The organism is Providencia xihuensis (assembly GCF_041953405.1).
Lineage (GTDB): Bacteria > Pseudomonadota > Gammaproteobacteria > Enterobacterales > Enterobacteriaceae > Providencia > Providencia vermicola.
On record NZ_CP169565.1, the window covers coordinates 3,831,205 to 3,851,229 of the forward strand.

Consider the following 20,025-nt stretch of genomic DNA (forward strand, 5'->3'; position numbering starts at 1 on the left):
CAACTTATGGAAAGTTCTAAAAGGAATTTGATTAAGGCAGGGTTAGCAATGGCGACGTTAAGTGCAATGCCTTGCCCAGTTGTCGCAGCCGCAATGCCCAAGGTGACAGACATCCTTGGACGCACTATTGCTTACCCAGAAAATGCACAGAAAATTTATTTGGCTGACCCATCACTGATTTTTCTCTTTGCCACATTGGGAATACCCAATTTTGTGGAGAAACTTGTCGCTGTTCCCAGTAACTTTCGTACTGCTGATTTGCGTAGTTACCAACAATACTGTACGGCGTTTCCTAAGATTGAACAATTACCCCACCTCCCCGCGATCGGCGGGGCGCAAGCTAATTTGGAAACGATTTTGGAGCTCAAACCTGACATTATTTTCACGACAACGGGCACATTTTCGGGTCTACAAGCCAATGGGCTTCTTATGCTTTTACTGCGCGCTAATGTCCCTGTTATTGCCCTTGATATGAGTGTTGACCCACTCACCAATACGCCGAAAAGCATTGCGATTATGGGGAAAGTCTTTGGTTTACAAGAAAGGGCTCATCGCATCAATCGATTTATTAAAACACAACTAGATAATGTAAATACTCGCCTCGCTAATGCAAATCCTATAAGGCCAAAAGTACTCCTTGAGCGTGCAGCAGGTTTTACTGAAGAGTGTTGCTTAGCCTACGGAAACGGAAATTTTGGTCAGTTTCTCTCGTTTGCGGGTGGAGAGAATATTGCTAACCAATACATTCATGGAACATATGGTGTTCTAAACCAAGAGACGATTATTCACACCCAAGCTCAAATGGTGATTGTCACCGGCACCGATTGGAGTGGCTATAACCCGAAAGGCAATTGGGTAGGATTAGGCCCTGGTGCAGATTTACCGCTAGCAAAACAAAGACTTAAAATTTTAATGCAGCGTAATGCCTTTAAAACATTGCATGCAGTCAAACAGCAGCATGTTCATGCTATTTGGCACACTTTTTACGACAGCCCATTTGGCTTTATTGCCGCTCTAAAATTTGCGACTTGGTTACACCCTAGCATATTCCCTGATCTGGATGTTAATACGGTTTTCAAAGATTTTACTGAACAGTTCTTACCCATCAAGTGGCAAGAAGGCTACTGGGTTTCCCTTTAAAACAGAGGCTTATGATGACCACAATTTATTCCCCTGATCCACTACGAACCCAAGTTGAAAAACAAAGCCATGGGCAACGAACCATTATTTACAGCCCTAAAGGCCAGCCGAACTATGTCTTCATCGTACCCCAGTTTGATTTACAAGACATTTCCCCCTCTTTAGGCACTGGTATCCATCCAGCTTTTATCATTCACGAGCGCCCTATTGATGCCTTTTTCTACGCCTGTTACAGCGCAAGTTTGCGAGATGATGAATTAGTTAGCCAACCCAACCAATCACCCGCATGCAATTTAGATTTAGCGCAATTTCAATCATTAGCGCAACAATCAGGTAAAGGCTGCCATATCAGTACTAACGCAGAGTGGAGTGCCATCTCAGCCTTAACTAATCAACACAATAACCTTATTCATGGTAATACGGATTACGGCCGTAATTATTTTAACCATGATGAATTTATTCCACGAATTGACGGGCTAGCGACTGGCGGTTTGCAAGGCACCCCGACAACCCCAACTAATGCACAATGGGAAAGCTGGTACCATAATCACCAACTTTCAGGGATAAGCGATTTGGTCGGTAACCTTTGGGAGTGGCAAACAGGTGCACGCCTAGTCGCGGGAGAAATTCAAATCATAAAAAATAATGATGCCGCTATTCATCTTGATGACGCATTGTTAGATTGGCGAGCTATTGATATGAGTAGTGGTGAGTTAATCCCCCCTAATAGCCCATCAAGTGCAAAATATGATTCACCAATAGCCAAACTTGATGGCAATGCTGGCACCCCGATAATCTCGACACAGATCCATCATTTTAATGGTGAGCCAATGGATTCAGGCTACCCACTGGGCCTGTTAGATAGCCCGTTTCGATTGGTTGGAACGACCGAGGGTGAACAAATTCCGACTTTATTGAAGATATTGGGTCTCGCCCCTTACAAAATTAAACAATCAGATGATCAAATCTATCTGCGTAACTATGGTGAACGCACCTTAATGCGCGGTGGTGCGTGGTATTCACAACATAGCGCAGGCATTGATGCATTTTGCCTTAGCCATACTCGATTGCATAAAAGTACCACTGTCGGTGCCCGGACTGCATGGGTCTTGTAGCGGTTTTGTTACTCTAAAAAATAGTGCGCATCCCCTCATTCAGCTCATTGAACGAGGGGATGAATGGAGAAAAAGCTAAGTATGAGCGTGCTTTGGTAGTAAATAGGAAATAAAATACGATAACCCACAAACAGCGATAAATGCCCCAACGTAAGCTAAGTGATATTGGCTAAGGTAACTGACAATTAAAGGCGTGATCCCTCCAAGAGAAGCTGAAGCGCCATTATAACCAATGCCTAAAATTGCCGCCTGCCCATTTGACTTACTGATGAGAACTGCTGATAAATTACACAATATCATTGCTGAATAAACAGACATTAGTAGTTGAGCTATTAGTACGAGTAATAAGTTATTCGTTTGCAATATGAGATAAAGCGGTGCAGAACAGAAAACCATTAATATGACGCCAATATTAAAGACCTGCTTAGCTGAGCTGTATTTATCCGTTAGCCAACCACATATTAACATGAGGAGTAAAAGTAAACTTGACGATAAAATTGCGTAATAGTTTTTTATTTCTTCAATCTTTAATTGCTCTATTATCAATGATGTTGATAGGTTTTGAGAATAAAATGTAACAGTTCCAGGAATTGTGAATAAAAACACCCAAAACACATTCTTCCAATTAATTGATTGTTTATCTTTAGAAATCACTTGATAATTTGGAAGATTAAACCTAAACCAAAAACTCATTAAGATATTTGCAACCCCTATGAATAAGGGAATTCGCCAACCTATTGATTGCATCATATCTTCATTCAGCGTATTTTTTAACACCAAAACAATGCCTAAAGAAGCAATAACACCAAGCAAAGAACTACCGACAATAATAGACGAAACTCTTGCTTGCTCTCTAATATGTGCATCTTTAAATAAGTAGGTAATTAAAGACGGATACTCCCCTGCAAAACTAAATGACAAAGCGAGTTGTAATATTAATATAGCAACTGGTGTATAGTTACCTAATAGTTCAATAGGTAATATAGCCATCATTAATGTTGCAATACCTGTAATTAAGCTTGTTAATATTAAGGCAGGTTTTTTCCCAACCGTATCTGCATAGCGCCCTATAATATATCCGCCTAAAGGCCGTATTAAAAAACGCAGTGCAAATATCCCCCAAACCATTTCTGTCGCTTGCTCATAACCTAACTTTGTTAGCTCAGCGCTCAAATAAGTTGATATTGCAGCAAAAACAGCAATATCATAGTATTCGAGTGCATTACCTGCGACGGCACCAAACCTGAATTTCCATTTCATCTTTTTATCCTTATCATCCCTAGAATTTCATACATCAGCTATCTTATACATTGAAAATTAAGGATAATTGACTAAAGTTTCTAAGCAGGCGAGTGTAATTCCATTTTCTTTTAATGCACTAAATAAGCCACTTGAAGAAGCATGAGGGCAAGAAAGTTTCTCTTTAATCCTTTGAATTCGTTTGTGTTCACACACCTCTGAACATCCCTGTGCATAGCTAATTTCCTTTACTTTACAATGAGATAGAAGCATTCTTATTGTAGTAATTTCTTTTCGAGTAAAGCGAATATTTCCAAAACGCATATACTGGTGAATATCTAAAATTTCACTTTCTAAGTCATTAATACTGTTCTTACCTTCTATTGGTATATCTAAACGACTTCTTAATGGTAAATAATTTTCATCATTTTGTTTCCATACTCCGTGAGTATAATCAGAAATAATAGGTCGGCATTTATATATTGCCATTATATCTTTTATCGATAACTTTCGTTTAGAATTAATTGACGTAATTTCATATACACTTCCATATTTAGCACAAAAATCCACTTTTAGTTTACACTTATCTGTTCTTAATAAGGTGTTCATATATTCTTTTGAGTAGTTACTCCAATACTGTATCCCTGTCGATAGCCGCTCACCAATCACTTTATCCAAATCCGCATCCCAATACATCAGAACCCAATCATAATTACTCGATGTAGTATAAACCTGCCTATTTAAAATATCTACTTTTGAAAAAGACAAGTCAATATCATTCCAATCAAAATAATTAGAAAAAGTATTTTTTAAACCTGAACATGTTTTTTCCAAGAGTTCACTCTTAACATCCATAATAATTCCTTTTAATATAATTAAATGTTAATAAAAAAATAATAACCAAGGATATATATCACTATCACAGAATAAAAAACATTCAAAGTATAATTTAATAATAGTATTAAAAAAAGAAAATAAAAAATACAGTAATATTATTCTTAAAACTACCAAGCATTATTCAACTAATAACACTGGAGATATTATGAAAAAAGATTGGCACCCAGCTGACATCATTGCGGCAATAAAGAAAAAAGACTCTTCCCTTGCTGAATTATCGCGTTCCGCAGGGCTAAATTCATCAACACTTAACAATGCACTATCAAGGCGTTGGCCAAAGGGAGAAAGAATCATTGCAGAGTTTTTAGGTATGGAACCTGCAGAAATTTGGCCATCTCGTTATAACGAAAAATAACAAAAGAGCCGTTTTCTTTATGCCCAAAAAATATCAAAAAATAAAGCGGGTAACTTTTTCTGTCACCCGCTTATTATTCATTTTTAATTAAATAATACTTGATTTGAAAACTAACTCGATATTTTTAAGCCAATTAGCCCTGTAATAATCAACGCAAGGCTTAATAAACGAAACATATTCGCAGATTCACCAAGGAAAATAATCCCAACAATAGCCGTACCCACAGCACCAATCCCCGTCCAAATTGCATAAGCCGTTCCGACAGGTAAGTCACGCATAGCATAGGCTAATAAGCCCATACTGGCGATAATCGCGACAATTGTAATAATACTAGGTGTTAAGCGTGTAAAGCCATGGGCGTACTTTAACCCTACAGCCCAAACCACTTCGAGTAAACCTGCAAATAAAAGGACGATCCATGCCATGGTCGTTGCTCCCGTATATAACTCGGGGTCGTCCCCATAATTGAATGACGAGATCCAGGTCGTCCTGAATACGTGTGATGTGTACCTCATTATAAACATTCACCAGCACAGACTCAAGCAACGAAAAATAACAAATAAATATAAATTAGCGACCTTTTTTAACCTGTTTATTCTGTTTTTTGCTAATAAGCATCATTGATATCGCACTCCCTCCTTAGCAAGGGTAAAGTAGAAAATCTTATCGAGCCTATCCATCGAGAAATTAGCATGAATTTCAAAGATATATTACTTGCCCTCTGTGTGGTCATTATTTGGGGTGTTAATTTTGTCATTATCAAGCTCGGTGTGACCGCGCTTCCGCCATTACTCCTTGGGGCATTGCGCTTTGTTTTTGTTGCCTTTCCTGCCATTTTTATTTTCAAGCGGCCTAAAATTCCGTTTAAATTGTTATTATTGTATGGGTTAACCATCAGCTTTGGTCAATTTGCCTTTTTATTCTGTGCTATCCGCGTTGGTATGCCTGCGGGGATCACCTCCGTTATTTTGCAATCTCAAGCCTTTTTTACCTTATTACTTGGTGCCATGATTTTAAAGGAAACGCTACAACCAACCCATTTTATTGGCATGTTTATCGCTATCGCAGGATTAACGGTGTTAGCCAATGGTGCGACAGCAGGCGGGTTAGATGATATTCCAATGCTCGGTTTGGCATTCACATTAATTGCTGGTTTATCATGGGCTTGTGGTAATATTACCAACCGAATTATTATGCAAAATCAAGGTGCAGAAAAATGCAGTGCGTTGTCTCTCGTCAGTTGGAGTGCGCTGATCCCCATTATTCCTTTCCTAATTAGTTCGTGGATACTTGAGGGCGAAGATGCCATTGTGGACGGATTAACAGGCTTTGATTGGCCTGTGCTCGGAGTGATTTTGTATTTAGCTTATTTATCCACTTTTGTCGGTTACGGCCTATGGGGTGTACTGCTCGGGCGCTATGAAGCATGGCGTGTTGCACCGTTTTCATTATTAGTGCCAGTGTTCGGTTTAAGCAGCAGTGCATTATTCCTTGGTGAGCATATTAATGGCATACAAGTCGCTGGTTTAATTTTGATCATGTTCGGTCTTATTACGACGCTTTTTGGCAAAAAAATTATCCAACGCTTAAGACACACCTAAGATAACTCATTTGATTACCGAAGGTTTTTAACTTTCGGTAATCAACACTCTCATTCGTTTCCATTTTATTCTCCTACCTCTTTGTTTAGATGAAAATATTGCATTATTAATAAAAATAAGATAAATACCAACACCATTAGCTATTCGCTAGTTCAAAACCAGATAAAATCCAATAAATGATCTTGGATTAGTGATATTCACTGCAATTATCGAATTTATCTAAAATTTCAATTAGGTGTCTCGTTTTAGCTACTTTTTCTTTAACTTAACTATCGCTATATCTTCCTCAGTTTTACTTAAATAAATAACAGATATCATTCATTGAACAGATGGGGATGACTATGGGTAAACAATTTATTTGGATTGTGCTCGCTCTGCTCGGTGCTTTTTCACTCGGTTACATCGCCTTATATCGTGGTGAACAAATAAATGCGCTGTGGATTGTGGTCGCAGCAGTATGTATTTATCTCATTGCGTACCGTTATTATGGGTTGTTTATCGCGAAAAAAGTCCTGCAAGTTGACGAAACACGTATGACACCAGCAATTCGTCATAATGATGGATTAGATTACGTTCCAACAGATAAAAAAGTGTTATTTGGTCACCATTTTGCTGCGATTGCAGGCGCTGGCCCCTTAGTCGGTCCAGTGCTTGCCGCGCAAATGGGTTACCTCCCTGGTATGCTGTGGTTGCTTGCTGGGGTCGTACTCGCAGGCGCCGTACAAGACTTTATGGTGTTGTTTGTTTCGACACGCCGAGATGGACGTTCGCTCGGCGAGTTAGTCAAAGAAGAAATGGGCAATACCGCAGGTGTTCTCGCTTTGATAGCCTGCTTTATGATCATGGTGATCATTTTAGCAGTACTTGCGATGATCGTAGTAAAAGCCTTAACTCACAGTCCATGGGGAACCTACACCGTCGCATTCACTATTCCACTGGCGATTTTTATGGGGATCTATACCCGTTATATTCGCCCAGGGCGCATTGGTGAAGTGTCTATTATTGGGCTGGTGTTCCTTGTTTTTGCTATTATTTCAGGTGGATGGGTTGCCGAAAGTGAAACATGGGCACCGTACTTTGACTATACTGGCGTACAATTAACGTGGATGTTAGTTGGATACGGCTTTGTTGCCGCTGTTTTGCCCGTTTGGTTGCTGCTTGCACCGCGTGATTACCTTTCAACCTTCCTAAAAATCGGGACGATTATTGGTCTCGCTATTGGTATTTTAATTTTAAACCCAAACCTGCAAATGCCATCACTCACGAAATATATTGATGGTACAGGCCCTGTATGGGCAGGAGATTTGTTCCCATTCTTATTTATTACTATTGCCTGTGGTGCTGTTTCCGGCTTCCATGCACTGATTTCATCGGGTACTACGCCGAAGATGTTAGCGAATGAGAACCAAGCTTGTTTTATCGGCTACGGCGGTATGTTAATGGAGTCATTTGTTGCCATCATGGCGTTAGTCGCAGCGTGTGTGATTGACCCTGGTGTGTATTTCGCCATGAACAGTCCAATGGCAATGTTGGCACCAGCAGGCACCGAAGATGTGGTCGCTTCTGCCGCACAAGTGGTGAGCAGTTGGGGCTTCCAAATCACCCCAGAGCAGCTCAACACCATTGCCAATGAAGTCGGTGAAACCAGTATTATCTCCCGTGCTGGTGGTGCGCCAACGCTTGCTGTTGGGATGGCCTATATTCTGCATGGGGCGCTTGGTGGTCTGATGAATGTGGCGTTCTGGTACCACTTTGCCATCTTATTTGAAGCATTATTTATTTTAACCGCGGTGGATGCAGGAACTCGAGCGGCACGTTTTATGCTACAAGATTTACTGGGAGTGGTGTCTCCATCCTTGAAACGTACTGATTCATTACCTGCCAACTTGATTGCAACAGCATTGTGTGTGCTCGCATGGGGATATTTCCTTCACCAAGGTGTTGTCGACCCACTTGGTGGTATTAATACCTTATGGCCGCTTTTTGGTATCGCAAACCAGATGCTGGCAGGTATGGCGTTAATGCTGTGTGCCGTGGTACTGTTCAAAATGAAGCGCCAAAAATATGCATGGGTTGCCCTTGTCCCAACGGCTTGGTTGCTGATTTGTACTATGACGGCAGGCTGGGAAAAGACCTTCAGTGAAGATGCCCGCGTTGGTTTCTTAGCTGTAGCGAATAAATTCCAAGCGATGATTGATAGTGGCAATATTCCAGTGCAATATACCGAATCTCAGCTTACACAGTTGATTTTCAATAACCGTTTAGATGCAGGCTTAACGATTTTCTTTATGATTGTCGTGGTATTACTGGCTCTGTTCTCGATCCGCACCGCGCTTAAAGCGTTAAAATCAAGCGAACCGACTGCGAATGAAGTGCCATACGAGCCAATGCCAGCCAACTACGAGGAAATCGTGGCAAATACGCGCCACTATTGATTTTCGCGGAAAAGCTTTTCATGTTTTGAGTACATGCTCTTTCTCCAAAATAATTCACGTTGGAGCAAGGCGGCAAAGAAGATAATCCCTAGGAGCATACACCAGTATGTGACTAGGGTTAGCGAATGAAGCCAACGCTGCAACAGCGTGAAATATGAAGGAGAAACTAGGAGCATACCCTAGTATGTGACTAGGGTTAGCGAATGAAGCCAACGCTGCAACAGCGTGAAGTATGAAGGAGAAACTAGGAGCATGCCCTAGTATGTGGCTTGGGTAGCCGAGAGCAGTCAACAACGCTGTAGCGCGAAGTATGAAGGAGAAAAAAATGTTTGGAGATTTAGGGAAAGCCGCAAAATACCTCGGCCAAGCGGCAAAAATGATGGTCGGCGTTCCCGACTACGACAACTACGTCGCCCATATGCAGCGGACTCACCCCGATCAAACTCCGATGACTTACGAGGAGTTTTTTAAAGAGCGCCAAGATGCACGTTATGGCGGAAAAGGTGGATTTAAGTGCTGTTAGGCCAGAAAAAGATGCAAAAAAAGCCGTGGCACTCGACCACGGCTTTTTATTTTTAACGATTCCGTATAGGATACGCCGTTATTTTACGCGTGAAACGTATTCGCCTGAGCGAGTATCAACACGGATAACTTCACCGATCTGAACAAACAGAGGAACCTTAACAACTGCGCCAGTGCTCAGTGTTGCAGGTTTTCCACCTGTACCTGCGGTATCACCTTTCAGGCCTGGGTCAGTATCGGTAATTTCTAACTCAACAAAGTTAGGTGGCGTTACCGCGATAGGACGACCGTCCCACAGTGTTAAAATACATTCTGCTTGGTCAACTAACCATTTTGCGTTGTCGCCAACGGTTTTTTCATCCGCGGCTAACTGCTCGAAAGTTTCGTTGTTCATGAAATGCCAGAACTCACCGTCGTTGTACAGGTAAGTTAAGTTCATATCCATGACATCTGCACCTTCAACAGAATCAGTAGATTTAAAGGTTTTTTCCAACAGTTTGTTAGAAATCAGTTTACGGATACGCACACGTGCGAACGCTTGACCTTTACCTGGTTTTACGAATTCGCTTTCTAAAACGACACAAGGCTCGCCATCTAACATGATTTTAAGACCTGAGCGGAATTCATTGGTACTATAAGTAGCCATGGTGATCCTCTAATTTATAAACTAAAAATGGCATAGCCAAAAAATGGTCGATATTGTAACTCAAAATACCTCATCCAGAGAAGTCTGGATACAACAACTTGCTGAAGCAATCACTAATCCTGATGAATTGCTGCAAATACTGAACTTGGAAAATCATCTTGCTTCGCAAGAAGGCCGTGAGGCACGTCAATTATTTCCGTTGCGTGTCCCAATGCCATTTATCTCACGAATGAAAAAAGGCGATCCACTAGACCCGCTGTTATTGCAGGTATTAACCGCAAAAGCCGAGTTTGATGTCCATCCTGGTTTTTCTACCGACCCGCTGGAAGAGCAGGATAATGAGATCCCAAGTTTACTGCATAAATACCACAACCGCGCATTACTGCTCGTTAAAGGTGGCTGTGCAGTGAACTGTCGCTACTGTTTTCGCCGGCATTTTCCTTATGAAGATAACAAAGGAAATAAAAATAACTGGTTGATGGCTGTGGATTATATAAAAAACCACACCGAACTCAATGAAATCATCTTCTCTGGAGGTGATCCATTAATGGCAAAAGACCATGAACTCGATTGGTTGATAAGCCAATTGGAGGAAATTCCCCATATCACCCGTTTGAGAATTCATACACGTTTGCCTGTTGTGATCCCTGAGCGTATCACAGATACCTTGTGCGAAAGACTAGCACGCTCGCGCTTACAAGTGGTTATGGTGACGCATATCAACCACGCTAATGAGATAGACAAAGCATTAGCGAACTCAATGCAAAAGCTCAAAAAAGCAGGTGTAACATTATTAAATCAAAGTGTTTTACTGCGACAAGTCAATGATAACGTAACGGCACTGATGAATTTGAGTAATGCCTTATTTGATGTTGGGATCTTACCTTACTACCTACACGTATTGGATAAAGTGCAAGGTGCGGCCCACTTTCTCGTCAGCGATATTGAAGCTCGGCAATTGATACAACAATTATTGAGCAAAGTATCTGGGTATCTCGTGCCTAAACTTGCACGGGAAATTGGAGGAGAACCAAGCAAAACACTGCTCGATCTCAATTTAAGGCAGAGCTAATCAGCAAAACGCCCAAATAATCGGTATTTGGGCGTCGCTAATTCATTTTAGGGGCACTTGTACACTTGACCAACCATTTTGCTATCTAGTGGGATAAAGCTAGATAACACGGTTTCACTTGGGCTAGTTGCACCGAAGATCACATTTCCGCCCATTTCAGCCGCTTTATTGCGCAAATCATTCGCTGCGCTACGCATTGAGCTGGATTCATTATTTACACCACTCAACCAGTTGCTTTGTGTCCCTGCAACCTGACCGAGAAGTTGGCAATCACTTCCAGGTTGATTCTCAACAAAACGAACTTGTGAGCCTGCCGCAGTCAAGTTAGTTGACGTTGAACAACCCGCTAATAGCAGTAATGCAGCAGCACCAAGCAAGACTTTAATTCGCATGTTTTCCCTCATTTTTCATTGTGTTTTTGCAGCTGGTTTGAAAAATTATTAGCCCTAATACGGTATATCATAAATCGCTAGGAAGTGCTCCGCATACTGCGTCACAATTGCCACACATCACCAGCCGAATAGAGTCTACCACAAATTAATCAAGAAACTGCCCTATTCTTTGCTAATTCAAACCACTTACCTTACGTTAAATATAACCCGCTAAGCAATGTCGACGCAAAAATAAATCGTGTTTCGCATCAATTGTACATTGATTGGGGATATTAATTATTATCTATAATTAATCGTTCGATATAATTAAAAACCAAAAAAAACCAGCACGGCGAGATAACTCCACCGTGCTGGTCTTATTCAGGCTAAGTCACAAATATTCGTGACTAGTGCATGATGTTTGCCAAATGGCTTACATCATGCCGCCCATTCCACCCATGCCGCCCATACCAGCGCCACCTAAGTCAGGTGCATCTGATTTTGGCAGGTCAGTGATCATCGCTTCAGTGGTGATCATCAGGCCAGCGATAGAGGCTGCAAATTGCAGAGCAGAACGCGTGACTTTAGTTGGATCCAAGATACCCATGTCGATCATATCGCCATAAGTGTCAGTTGCTGCGTTGTAACCCTCGTTACCTTTCGCTGCTTTCACGTTGTTAACAACCACAGACGCTTCTTCACCTGCGTTGGTGACGATTTGACGCATTGGCGCTTCCATCGCACGCAGAGCAACACGAATACCAACGTTTTGTTCTTCGTTGTCGCCTCTCAGTGCATCAAGTTTAGCTGCAACGCGAACTAGTGCAGTACCACCACCAGCAACAACGCCTTCTTCAACAGCAGCACGAGTTGCATGCAGAGCATCATCAACGCGAGCACGTTTTTCTTTCATTTCAACTTCAGTTGCTGCACCAACTTTAATTACCGCAACACCGCCAGCTAATTTAGCAACGCGCTCTTGCAGTTTTTCACGGTCGTAATCTGAAGAAGATTCTTCGATTTGTTGACGGATTTGAGCAACACGGCCTGCGATCGCGTCTTCTTCACCGATACCATCAATGATAGTGGTGGTGTCTTTGTTGATCACGATACGTTTAGCTTGACCTAAGTCTTCTAATGTTGCTTTTTCTAACTCCATACCGATCTCTTCAGAGATAACAGTACCGTTAGTCAGAGTTGCGATATCTTGCAGCATTGCTTTACGACGGTCGCCGAAGCCTGGAGCTTTAACCGCTGCCACTTTAACGATACCACGCATGGTGTTAACCACTAAGGTAGCCAGCGCTTCACCTTCAACATCTTCAGCGATGATCAGCAGTGGCTTGCTTGCTTTCGCAACGCCTTCTAATACTGGCAGTAATTCACGGATGTTAGAGACTTTTTTGTCAACTAACAGGATGAATGGGTTTTCTAACTCAACTGCACCAGTTTCTGGTTTGTTGATGAAGTAAGGAGACAGGTAACCGCGGTCAAACTGCATACCTTCAACCACATCCAGCTCATCTTCCAGACCTGTACCTTCTTCAACGGTGATAACGCCTTCTTTGCCGACTTTATCCATTGCTTCTGCGATTAAACGACCAACGGTTTCGTCAGAGTTTGCAGAAATAGTACCCACCTGTGCAATCGCTTTGGTATCTGAACATGGAACAGACAGTGCTTTCAGCTCTTCAACCGCAGCAACAACTGCTTTATCAATACCACGTTTCAGGTCCATTGGGTTCATACCCGCAGCAACCGCTTTTAAACCTTCAGTGATGATAGCTTGTGCTAACACTGTTGCTGTTGTTGTACCGTCACCCGCAGCATCATTTGCTTTAGAGGCAACTTCTTTGACCATCTGAGCACCCATGTTTTCGAATCTATCTTCTAATTCGATTTCACGTGCAACAGAAACACCGTCTTTAGTGATAACAGGTGAGCCAAATGATTTGTCTAAAACAACATTACGGCCTTTAGGACCTAAGGTTACTTTAACTGCGTCTGCCAGAACATTCACACCACGAAGCATTTTCGTACGTGCATCACTACCAAATTTAACGTCTTTAGCTGCCATTATCTCTTTCCTTCAAATTCTTTTCGTTCGTTGAGAAGTTTTAAGTGAAAATTACGCTTCAACAATTGCCAGGATGTCACTTTCAGACATGATCAGGACTTCTTCATTGTCGATTTTTTCAGCTTTCACGCCATAACCGTCGTTAAAAATAACGATATCGCCAACTTTCACATCCAGCGCTTTAATTTCGCCATTTTCGAGGATGCGGCCTTGGCCTACTGCCAGAACTTCACCACGCGTTGATTTGCCTGCCGCAGTACCGGTCAGAACAATGCCACCCGCAGATTTAGATTCTACTTCTTTACGTTTAACGATAACACGGTCATGCAATGGACGAATTTTCATTAATAGTTCTCCTATAAATAAAGTCCACACTAGGTAAAAGGACGATACCAGCATGTCTTAAATAAACTAGTACCATGTTTGAGCAGATTGGGGCTAGACAGAGGGACTTCAAGGGGGGAGATAAAAAATTTTTCATTTTTATCTCCCCACAAATACGAAGGATTTACGGTTTCGGACGGTCGTCTTTATCTGATGAGTCTGATTTATCAGTGTTATCAATGGTAAAAGACGGGTCGTCTTGTTTACGTTGGAATTCGCCATCAAACGTATTACCGTTTTGATATCCGCCATTTCTTGACTGATTAAAACCCGCGCCAGGTTGATAGAAACGAATATGCGGGATTAATCGCATTACGATAAGTTTTTGTACTGGTGGAAGTAATAACAATAAACCAATAAAGTCAGTGAAAAACCCTGGCACGATGAGTAAAAAGCCCGCTAAAACGAGCGCAACGCTTTTAATCATCTCTGCCGCTGGGCTTTCACCAGACGCTAATTTTTGTTGGATTTGCAGGACATTTTTCATGCCTTGGTTTTTCACCAAGGAGACCCCCAAACAGGAAGTTAAGACCACTAAAATTAGTGTCATTAGAACTCCCACTTCGGAAGCGACTCTCACGAAAATAACCGATTCAATGTAAATGAGAATACATATCAGAATTAGTGGTAACCAGCGCACAAGTTCTCCTTTATTTCAATAAGCTATCAACTATTTTACGCCCCTCGGAAAACCTTTGTGAACTGCATCTAAGAGACAACTATCAATGTTCGCTTTTTTCTTTAGTATAGCCATAATAATTGGGGCAAAGATAACGTTTTTCAACTCATAGAGTTTTTTGATTAACCAGACTTATCTGTGATGAATATCACACAACGTAAAATCTGTTGCATAAATCAAACTATATAGTGATCTAGGTTCAAGGCATTGTTTCATTAAAGGCATATTATCTACCCATAAATCAGTAGATCATAATGCTGATAACGTAGTAGAAGGTGTTAATCGCTTGTAAAGTTTTATTTTGCGATATTAATCACCTGTTAAGTTTTGTTTTTACGATATATGGATTTTTAAAAAGCGCATAAACGGACAGTAACTGTAATCTAATTAAGAAGGTTCTCATGTCAAACAATACTCGTATCGAAGAAGACCTGTTAGGTAAAAAAGAAGTTCCAGCCGATGCCTATTATGGTGTTCATACTCTGCGTGCGATTGAAAACTTTTATATCAGCGACCGCACTATTAACGATGTCCCAGAATTTATTCGCGGCATGGTTATGGTTAAAAAAGCGGCGGCTTTAGCCAACAAAGAACAACACACAATTCCACGTAATATCGCGGAAACCATCATCAAAGCATGTGATGTTGTTTTAAATGAAGGCAAATGCATGGACCAGTTCCCTGTTGACGTATTCCAAGGTGGTGCGGGCACATCACTGAATATGAATACCAACGAGGTTCTTGCAAATATCGGTCTTGAACTGATGGGGCATAAAAAAGGGGAATATGAATTCCTAAACCCTAATGACCACCTGAACAAAAGCCAATCCACTAACGATGCTTACCCTACTGGGTTCCGTATCGCAGTGTATAACTCTGTACTGAAGTTAATTGAATCTGTTGAATACCTGAAAAAAGGCTTTGAAGCTAAAGCTGAAGAATACAAAGACATTCTGAAAATGGGTCGTACCCAGTTACAGGATGCCGTTCCAATGACCGTCGGCCAAGAATTCCATGCTTTCGCTACCCTTCTGAAAGAAGAAGAGAAAAATCTGAAACGTAGCATCGAATTACTGCTCGAAGTTAACTTAGGTGCAACGGCTATCGGTACAGGCCTGAATACCGCACCTGGTTATTCAGAACTGGCAGTGAAAAAATTAGCTGAAGTGACTGGTTTACCATGCGTTCCTGCTGAAGACTTAATCGAAGCAACTTCTGACTGTGGTGCTTACATCACTGTTCACGCAGGCTTAAAACGTCTGGCAATGAAACTGTCTAAAATCTGTAACGACTTACGCCTGCTATCTTCCGGCCCTCGTGCAGGTCTTAAAGAAATCAACTTACCTGAGTTACAAGCAGGTTCTTCTATCATGCCAGCAAAAGTTAACCCAGTGATTCCAGAAGTGGTTAACCAAGCGTGTTTCAAAGTTATTGGTAACGATATCTGCGTAACAATGGCAGCTGAAGCAGGCCAATTACAGTTAAACGTAATGGAACCAGCTATCGGTCAAGCAATGTTCGAGTCTATTTCTCTGATGAGCAATGCATGTCGCAATCTGCAAGAGAAATGCATTAGCGGTATTACTGTGAACAAAGAAATCTGCGAAGCGTTTGTCTTTAAGTCAATCGGTATCGTGACCTACTTGAACCCATTCATTGGCCACCATAACGGTGATATCGTAGGTAAAATCTGTGCAGAAACAGGTAAGAGCGTCCGTGAAGTTGTGCTGGAACGCGGTTTACTAACTGAAGCAGAGCTGGATGATATTTTCTCTGTTGAGAACTTAAAACACCCAGCTTACAAAGCAAAACGTTTTGATGACTAAAAGTTTATGTTTATCATAAATAATACTTAAAAAAATAAAGGCACGCCTCTCATCGGAAAGCGTGCCTTTTTTGATTCATGCACACACAAAAAATTAACATAACAGTTTCATAATTTTAATTTTCATTTTGTCGAGGAGTAAACACTATGTTAGCCGTAGAATTTGTCATTGTTCTGCTGGCCATTTTTTTGGGGGCCCGTCTTGGTGGGATAGGTATCGGCTTTGCCGGTGGCCTTGGTGTACTGGTACTCGCTGCAATTGGCGTGAAACCAGGTACCATTCCATTTGACGTTATCTCCATCATCATGGCTGTTATCGCCGCTATCTCTGCGATGCAAATTGCAGGCGGTTTAGATTATTTAGTTGCTCAAACAGAAAAATTACTGCGCCGCAATCCTAAATACATCACTATTCTTGCCCCAGTTGTCACTTACTTTCTGACGCTCTTTGCAGGTACAGGTAATATCTCTTTAGCCACACTACCTGTAATTGCAGAAGTCGCAAAAGAACAAGGCGTTAAACCTTGCCGTCCATTATCAACAGCGGTCGTTGCTGCTCAGATTGGTATTACTGCATCACCAATTTCTGCTGCGGTTGTCTATATGGCATCGGTTATGGAAAACCCTGCGATGATGGGTGCTGGTAATACAGTCAGCTACATCACCCTGCTGGGAATTTTACTGCCATCAACCTTCCTCGCGATTATGTTGATGTCATTTATTATCTCTTGGACGTTTAACTCTAAACTTTCTGATGACCCAATCTATCAAAAACGTTTAGCAGAAGGCTTAATTGAACTGCGTGGTAGCCAAGTCAAAGAAATCAAACCTGGTGCTAAATCTTCCGTTATGCTGTTCTTATTAGGTGTTATCGGTGTTGTCTGTTATGCCATCATCAATAGCCCAAGCTTAGGGATTGTCGAAACACCATTGATGAACACCACCAATGCGATTTTGATCATCATGCTGACTGTAGCAACGTTGATTACTATCCTTTGTCGCGTAAATACCGATGCTATCTTGAACTCCAGTACCTTTAAAGCAGGTATGAGTGCATGTATCTGTATCTTAGGTGTGGCTTGGTTAGGTGATACTTTCGTACAACACAACCTTGAGTGGATCAAAGCAACTGCGGGTGACTTAATCCACGAACATTCTTGGATGCTAGCGGTTATCTTCTTCTTCTGTTCTGCGCTTCTGTATTCACAAGCAGCAACAGCAAAAGCATTGATGCCAATGGCACTGGCTTTAGGTGTTAGCCCACTGACTGCAATTGCGTCATTCTCTGCGGTTTCTGGTCTGTTTATTCTGCCGACTTACCCGACACTGGTTGCTGCGGTACAAATGGATGATACAGGGACAACGCGCATTGGTCGCTTCGTCTTCAACCACCCATTCTTTATCCCTGGTACCATTGCTGTCGCATTAGCCGTCACTTTCGGCTTCCTGTTCGGTGGAATGATGCTCTAGCCCTATTCATCAATTGAACAGCCTAAAAAACCCGTGACATCATTCACGGGTTTTTTCTGTTCGAAAATATATTTATCATTGTCACTAAAGTGGCAATGATAAATATAAAATCTGTAAAGATCATTCATCAACATTATTTTCTGTCTCATATTATAAATTTAATAAAAGAGGTAAATATATAAACCATAGCTATCTTATATATATTCAATACACCAAAATAAGATATAAAAATCGAATAAAATAAACCAAATTTTTCCAATGAAACATTTATATTAATAACCTCAATATAAGTGTAACAAGCAATGAATATATTGATTAATATCTCAGTGTAATTCCGCTAAGTTCGTCAGAAAACAACAAAAACAATATAGCTAAAACAACGATATTTTTAAATGTATAATTTCAAAAAAAACAGATATTAACGTGATAAAACTTATATATAATCCTTTAAAATCAACAATGCATACTCTTTTATTGTGTATTATAAATAGGCGCTATCTATTAATACCCAAAAATCCATCCGCCATAAATATTGGTAATGCTAAACTCATCCTTGTCTAATAGGTATTAGAAAACCATTCAGGTTCTCTTTTAAACCCGTTAAACGAGCGCTAAATTATAGAATAAGTCCATTACTTAAAATAATTTATCTCATCAGCATTAATTTATTTGGGGGAGGAATGTTAAGTACTCAACGAAATGATAATACCGATATTTCCATTTATATTGGAACCTATCTAAAACACCGAAGAAAAGCGGTTGGTTTAACAGGTGCGCAATTAGCATCACGATTAAGCATTAGCCAGCAACAAATTTCTCGTTACGAAAGGGGTAAAAATGCCATCACCATACAAGGTCTGTTAGATATCTTACAAGCCCTTGAGTTAAGAAAGCATGATGTCGATGATTTTATGAAGAAAATTTTTCAGTTTTATTATATCGATGTTGCGCTAGAGGCGAATTTGATTAATTAACGTTCCAGTCTAAATTTGATATTCACTGTCAATTTAGATTCAGGGGGGATATTTCCCCCTCCTGTTCCTCCCGCCTTTCTACAAAAAATGCCCCGTTTATTCATTTATGTAGCTCCGCCAGCTCCATTGCTATTGAGCAAAGCGCTATAATTCAATATTGATCATTGCTATGATGAAAAAAACAGACACGATGCCGATGGAGTTCATAATGCCTATCCAGCGCGAAACAATTTTAAGCCATGCATTAAACCAGTTAGAAATTCAGGGGTTATCCGCATCAACAGAAAATTTACTCAGTGAAATTGAATCTGATTTTTCGACTATTCGCCAATTTTGGCCTGATGATGAAGCCCTTATTTATGATTGCTTGCGCTTTCATGGACAACAAATTGAAGTATGGCAGCGCCAAACGCTCCTAGAGGAAACGCTAAGCCCACAGCAGAAATTAATGGCCCGTTACCAACAATTGTCCGAGAAAGTGAGTGAGGGGCGTTTTCCAGGCTGTTTATTTATCTCTGCTTGTAATTATTACCCCGATTCAGAGCACCCGATTCACCAGCTCAGTCGCCTACAAAAAGACAATTCCTTTAATTTTACCAAAAATTTATTGGATGAACTTGATATCGAAGACTCTGAGCTTGTTGCAAACCAAATGGAACTGGTTCTCGAAGGGTGCTTAAACCGTTTATTAGTCCAACGTGACATTCAAGATGTTGAAACAGCGCAGCACCTTTCTGAAGATATTTTGACGATCGCATTATGCCGTAAAAAAGGGGCGCTAAGCTAAAAAAGCCACATTAGCACGTTAAACAATCACCTTTTGCTGAAAAAGAAAACACTCAGTAAAAAAAAACGTTTTTTTATTAAAAACTCATTGACGCAAACAGCTGAATACGGTTTAATGCGCCCCGTTGCCCGGATAGCTCAGTCGGTAGAGCAGGGGATTGAAAATCCCCGTGTCCTTGGTTCGATTCCGAGTCCGGGCACCACTATTTAAAGAACCCGCCCAAAAGGCGGGTTTTTGCTTTTGTATTTTCAAACACTCATACTTAGCTAACTAGGCTAAAGACACGGAATGGCCTTTACTCTCATCTAAACACCTATTTCTCTATACTCTCTGTTTGCAAGCTATGAGTAATAAGCCTATATACAGAATATAGATATAAAAATAACCATAAACCAAAGTTAATTGGCTTAACTTATACTAAATAATTAGGAGAGAA

The 20,025-nt window shown here is 41.0% G+C and carries 19 protein-coding genes and 1 tRNA gene; 12 read left to right on the plus strand and 8 right to left on the minus strand.

Annotated elements, in window-relative coordinates; genetic code table 11:
• The first annotated feature begins 6 nt into the window (after positions 1-6).
• Together ACE2AL_RS17365 and ACE2AL_RS17370 are read left to right on the plus strand one after the other, a co-directional pair.
• Entirely contained in the window at positions 7-1,140 is a 1,134-nt protein-coding gene (locus ACE2AL_RS17365; RefSeq protein ID WP_272539314.1) for an ABC transporter substrate-binding protein, read from the plus strand.
• Positions 1,141-1,151: 11 nt separating this feature from the next.
• Positions 1,152-2,255, plus strand: a complete 1,104-nt coding sequence (locus ACE2AL_RS17370) for a hypothetical protein (RefSeq protein WP_375083725.1) — start codon at positions 1,152-1,154, stop codon at positions 2,253-2,255.
• Positions 2,256-2,330: 75 nt separating this feature from the next.
• Here the strand turns inward: ACE2AL_RS17370 and ACE2AL_RS17375 are convergent, their stop codons facing one another.
• Together ACE2AL_RS17375 and ACE2AL_RS17380 are read right to left on the minus strand one after the other, a co-directional pair.
• Positions 2,331-3,515: an MFS transporter gene (locus ACE2AL_RS17375; RefSeq protein ID WP_206083474.1), complete on the minus strand. Its 1,185-nt coding sequence runs from the start codon at positions 3,513-3,515 to the stop codon at positions 2,331-2,333.
• A gap of 57 nt (positions 3,516-3,572) precedes the next feature.
• Positions 3,573-4,349: a hypothetical protein gene (locus ACE2AL_RS17380; protein WP_375083726.1), complete on the minus strand. Its 777-nt coding sequence runs from the start codon at positions 4,347-4,349 to the stop codon at positions 3,573-3,575.
• Positions 4,350-4,536: 187 nt separating this feature from the next.
• Between ACE2AL_RS17380 and ACE2AL_RS17385 the strand changes: the two genes are divergently transcribed.
• Positions 4,537-4,746 carry a helix-turn-helix transcriptional regulator gene (locus tag ACE2AL_RS17385; protein ID WP_272539316.1) on the plus strand — a complete coding sequence of 70 codons (210 nt, stop codon included), beginning with the start codon at positions 4,537-4,539 and terminating at the stop codon, positions 4,744-4,746.
• A gap of 110 nt (positions 4,747-4,856) precedes the next feature.
• Here the strand turns inward: ACE2AL_RS17385 and sugE are convergent, their stop codons facing one another.
• Positions 4,857-5,171 (minus strand): quaternary ammonium compound efflux SMR transporter SugE, encoded by a 315-nt coding sequence (gene sugE, locus ACE2AL_RS17390; RefSeq protein ID WP_206083471.1) that lies wholly within the window; start codon positions 5,169-5,171, stop codon positions 4,857-4,859.
• Between the two features lie 267 nt (positions 5,172-5,438).
• On the opposite strand from sugE, the gene ACE2AL_RS17395 reads away from it, so the two are divergent.
• The 3 genes from ACE2AL_RS17395 to ACE2AL_RS17405 all read left to right on the plus strand — a co-directional run bounded on the left by ACE2AL_RS17395 (position 5,439) and on the right by ACE2AL_RS17405 (position 9,305).
• Positions 5,439-6,347, plus strand: a complete 909-nt coding sequence (locus ACE2AL_RS17395; RefSeq protein ID WP_206083470.1) for an EamA family transporter — start codon at positions 5,439-5,441, stop codon at positions 6,345-6,347.
• Positions 6,348-6,688: 341 nt separating this feature from the next.
• Positions 6,689-8,782, plus strand: coding sequence for a pyruvate/proton symporter CstA (gene cstA / locus ACE2AL_RS17400; RefSeq protein ID WP_272681450.1), 2,094 nt, complete (start codon positions 6,689-6,691; stop codon positions 8,780-8,782).
• Positions 8,783-9,107: 325 nt separating this feature from the next.
• Positions 9,108-9,305, plus strand: coding sequence for a YbdD/YjiX family protein (locus ACE2AL_RS17405; RefSeq protein ID WP_272539318.1), 198 nt, complete (start codon positions 9,108-9,110; stop codon positions 9,303-9,305).
• A 78-nt stretch (positions 9,306-9,383) separates the two neighbouring features.
• On the opposite strand, the gene efp is transcribed toward ACE2AL_RS17405, so the two are convergent.
• The gene (gene efp / locus ACE2AL_RS17410; protein ID WP_004258667.1) at positions 9,384-9,950 is read right to left on the minus strand and encodes an elongation factor P; all 567 of its coding nucleotides are present in this window, start codon (positions 9,948-9,950) and stop codon (positions 9,384-9,386) included.
• Positions 9,951-9,993: 43 nt separating this feature from the next.
• On the opposite strand from efp, the gene epmB reads away from it, so the two are divergent.
• A complete protein-coding gene (epmB, locus tag ACE2AL_RS17415; protein ID WP_206083467.1) occupies positions 9,994-11,022 on the plus strand; it encodes an EF-P beta-lysylation protein EpmB in 1,029 nt (342 codons plus the stop codon).
• A gap of 47 nt (positions 11,023-11,069) precedes the next feature.
• Here the strand turns inward: epmB and ACE2AL_RS17420 are convergent, their stop codons facing one another.
• The 4 genes from ACE2AL_RS17420 to ACE2AL_RS17435 all read right to left on the minus strand — a co-directional run bounded on the left by ACE2AL_RS17420 (position 11,070) and on the right by ACE2AL_RS17435 (position 14,494).
• Positions 11,070-11,414 (minus strand): DUF4156 domain-containing protein, encoded by a 345-nt coding sequence (locus ACE2AL_RS17420; RefSeq protein ID WP_047756639.1) that lies wholly within the window; start codon positions 11,412-11,414, stop codon positions 11,070-11,072.
• A gap of 412 nt (positions 11,415-11,826) precedes the next feature.
• On the minus strand, positions 11,827-13,470 hold the full coding sequence (groL, locus tag ACE2AL_RS17425; RefSeq protein ID WP_206083466.1) for a chaperonin GroEL: 1,644 nt from the start codon (positions 13,468-13,470) through the stop codon (positions 11,827-11,829).
• Positions 13,471-13,521: 51 nt separating this feature from the next.
• The gene (locus ACE2AL_RS17430) at positions 13,522-13,815 is read right to left on the minus strand and encodes a co-chaperone GroES (RefSeq protein WP_206083465.1); all 294 of its coding nucleotides are present in this window, start codon (positions 13,813-13,815) and stop codon (positions 13,522-13,524) included.
• Positions 13,816-13,978: 163 nt separating this feature from the next.
• A complete protein-coding gene (locus tag ACE2AL_RS17435; protein WP_206083464.1) occupies positions 13,979-14,494 on the minus strand; it encodes an FxsA family protein in 516 nt (171 codons plus the stop codon).
• Positions 14,495-14,934: 440 nt separating this feature from the next.
• Between ACE2AL_RS17435 and aspA the strand changes: the two genes are divergently transcribed.
• From aspA to ACE2AL_RS17460, 5 genes are all read left to right on the plus strand, one after another.
• On the plus strand, positions 14,935-16,359 hold the full coding sequence (aspA, locus tag ACE2AL_RS17440; protein ID WP_206083463.1) for an aspartate ammonia-lyase: 1,425 nt from the start codon (positions 14,935-14,937) through the stop codon (positions 16,357-16,359).
• Between the two features lie 146 nt (positions 16,360-16,505).
• Positions 16,506-17,828 (plus strand): anaerobic C4-dicarboxylate transporter, encoded by a 1,323-nt coding sequence (locus tag ACE2AL_RS17445; protein WP_206083462.1) that lies wholly within the window; start codon positions 16,506-16,508, stop codon positions 17,826-17,828.
• A 680-nt stretch (positions 17,829-18,508) separates the two neighbouring features.
• A complete protein-coding gene (locus ACE2AL_RS17450; protein WP_206083461.1) occupies positions 18,509-18,802 on the plus strand; it encodes a helix-turn-helix domain-containing protein in 294 nt (97 codons plus the stop codon).
• 208 nt (positions 18,803-19,010) lie between these two features.
• Positions 19,011-19,589 carry a transcriptional regulator gene (locus ACE2AL_RS17455; protein ID WP_206083460.1) on the plus strand — a complete coding sequence of 193 codons (579 nt, stop codon included), beginning with the start codon at positions 19,011-19,013 and terminating at the stop codon, positions 19,587-19,589.
• A 126-nt stretch (positions 19,590-19,715) separates the two neighbouring features.
• Positions 19,716-19,791 (plus strand) — tRNA-Phe (locus ACE2AL_RS17460).
• Positions 19,792-20,025: the final 234 nt, after the last annotated feature.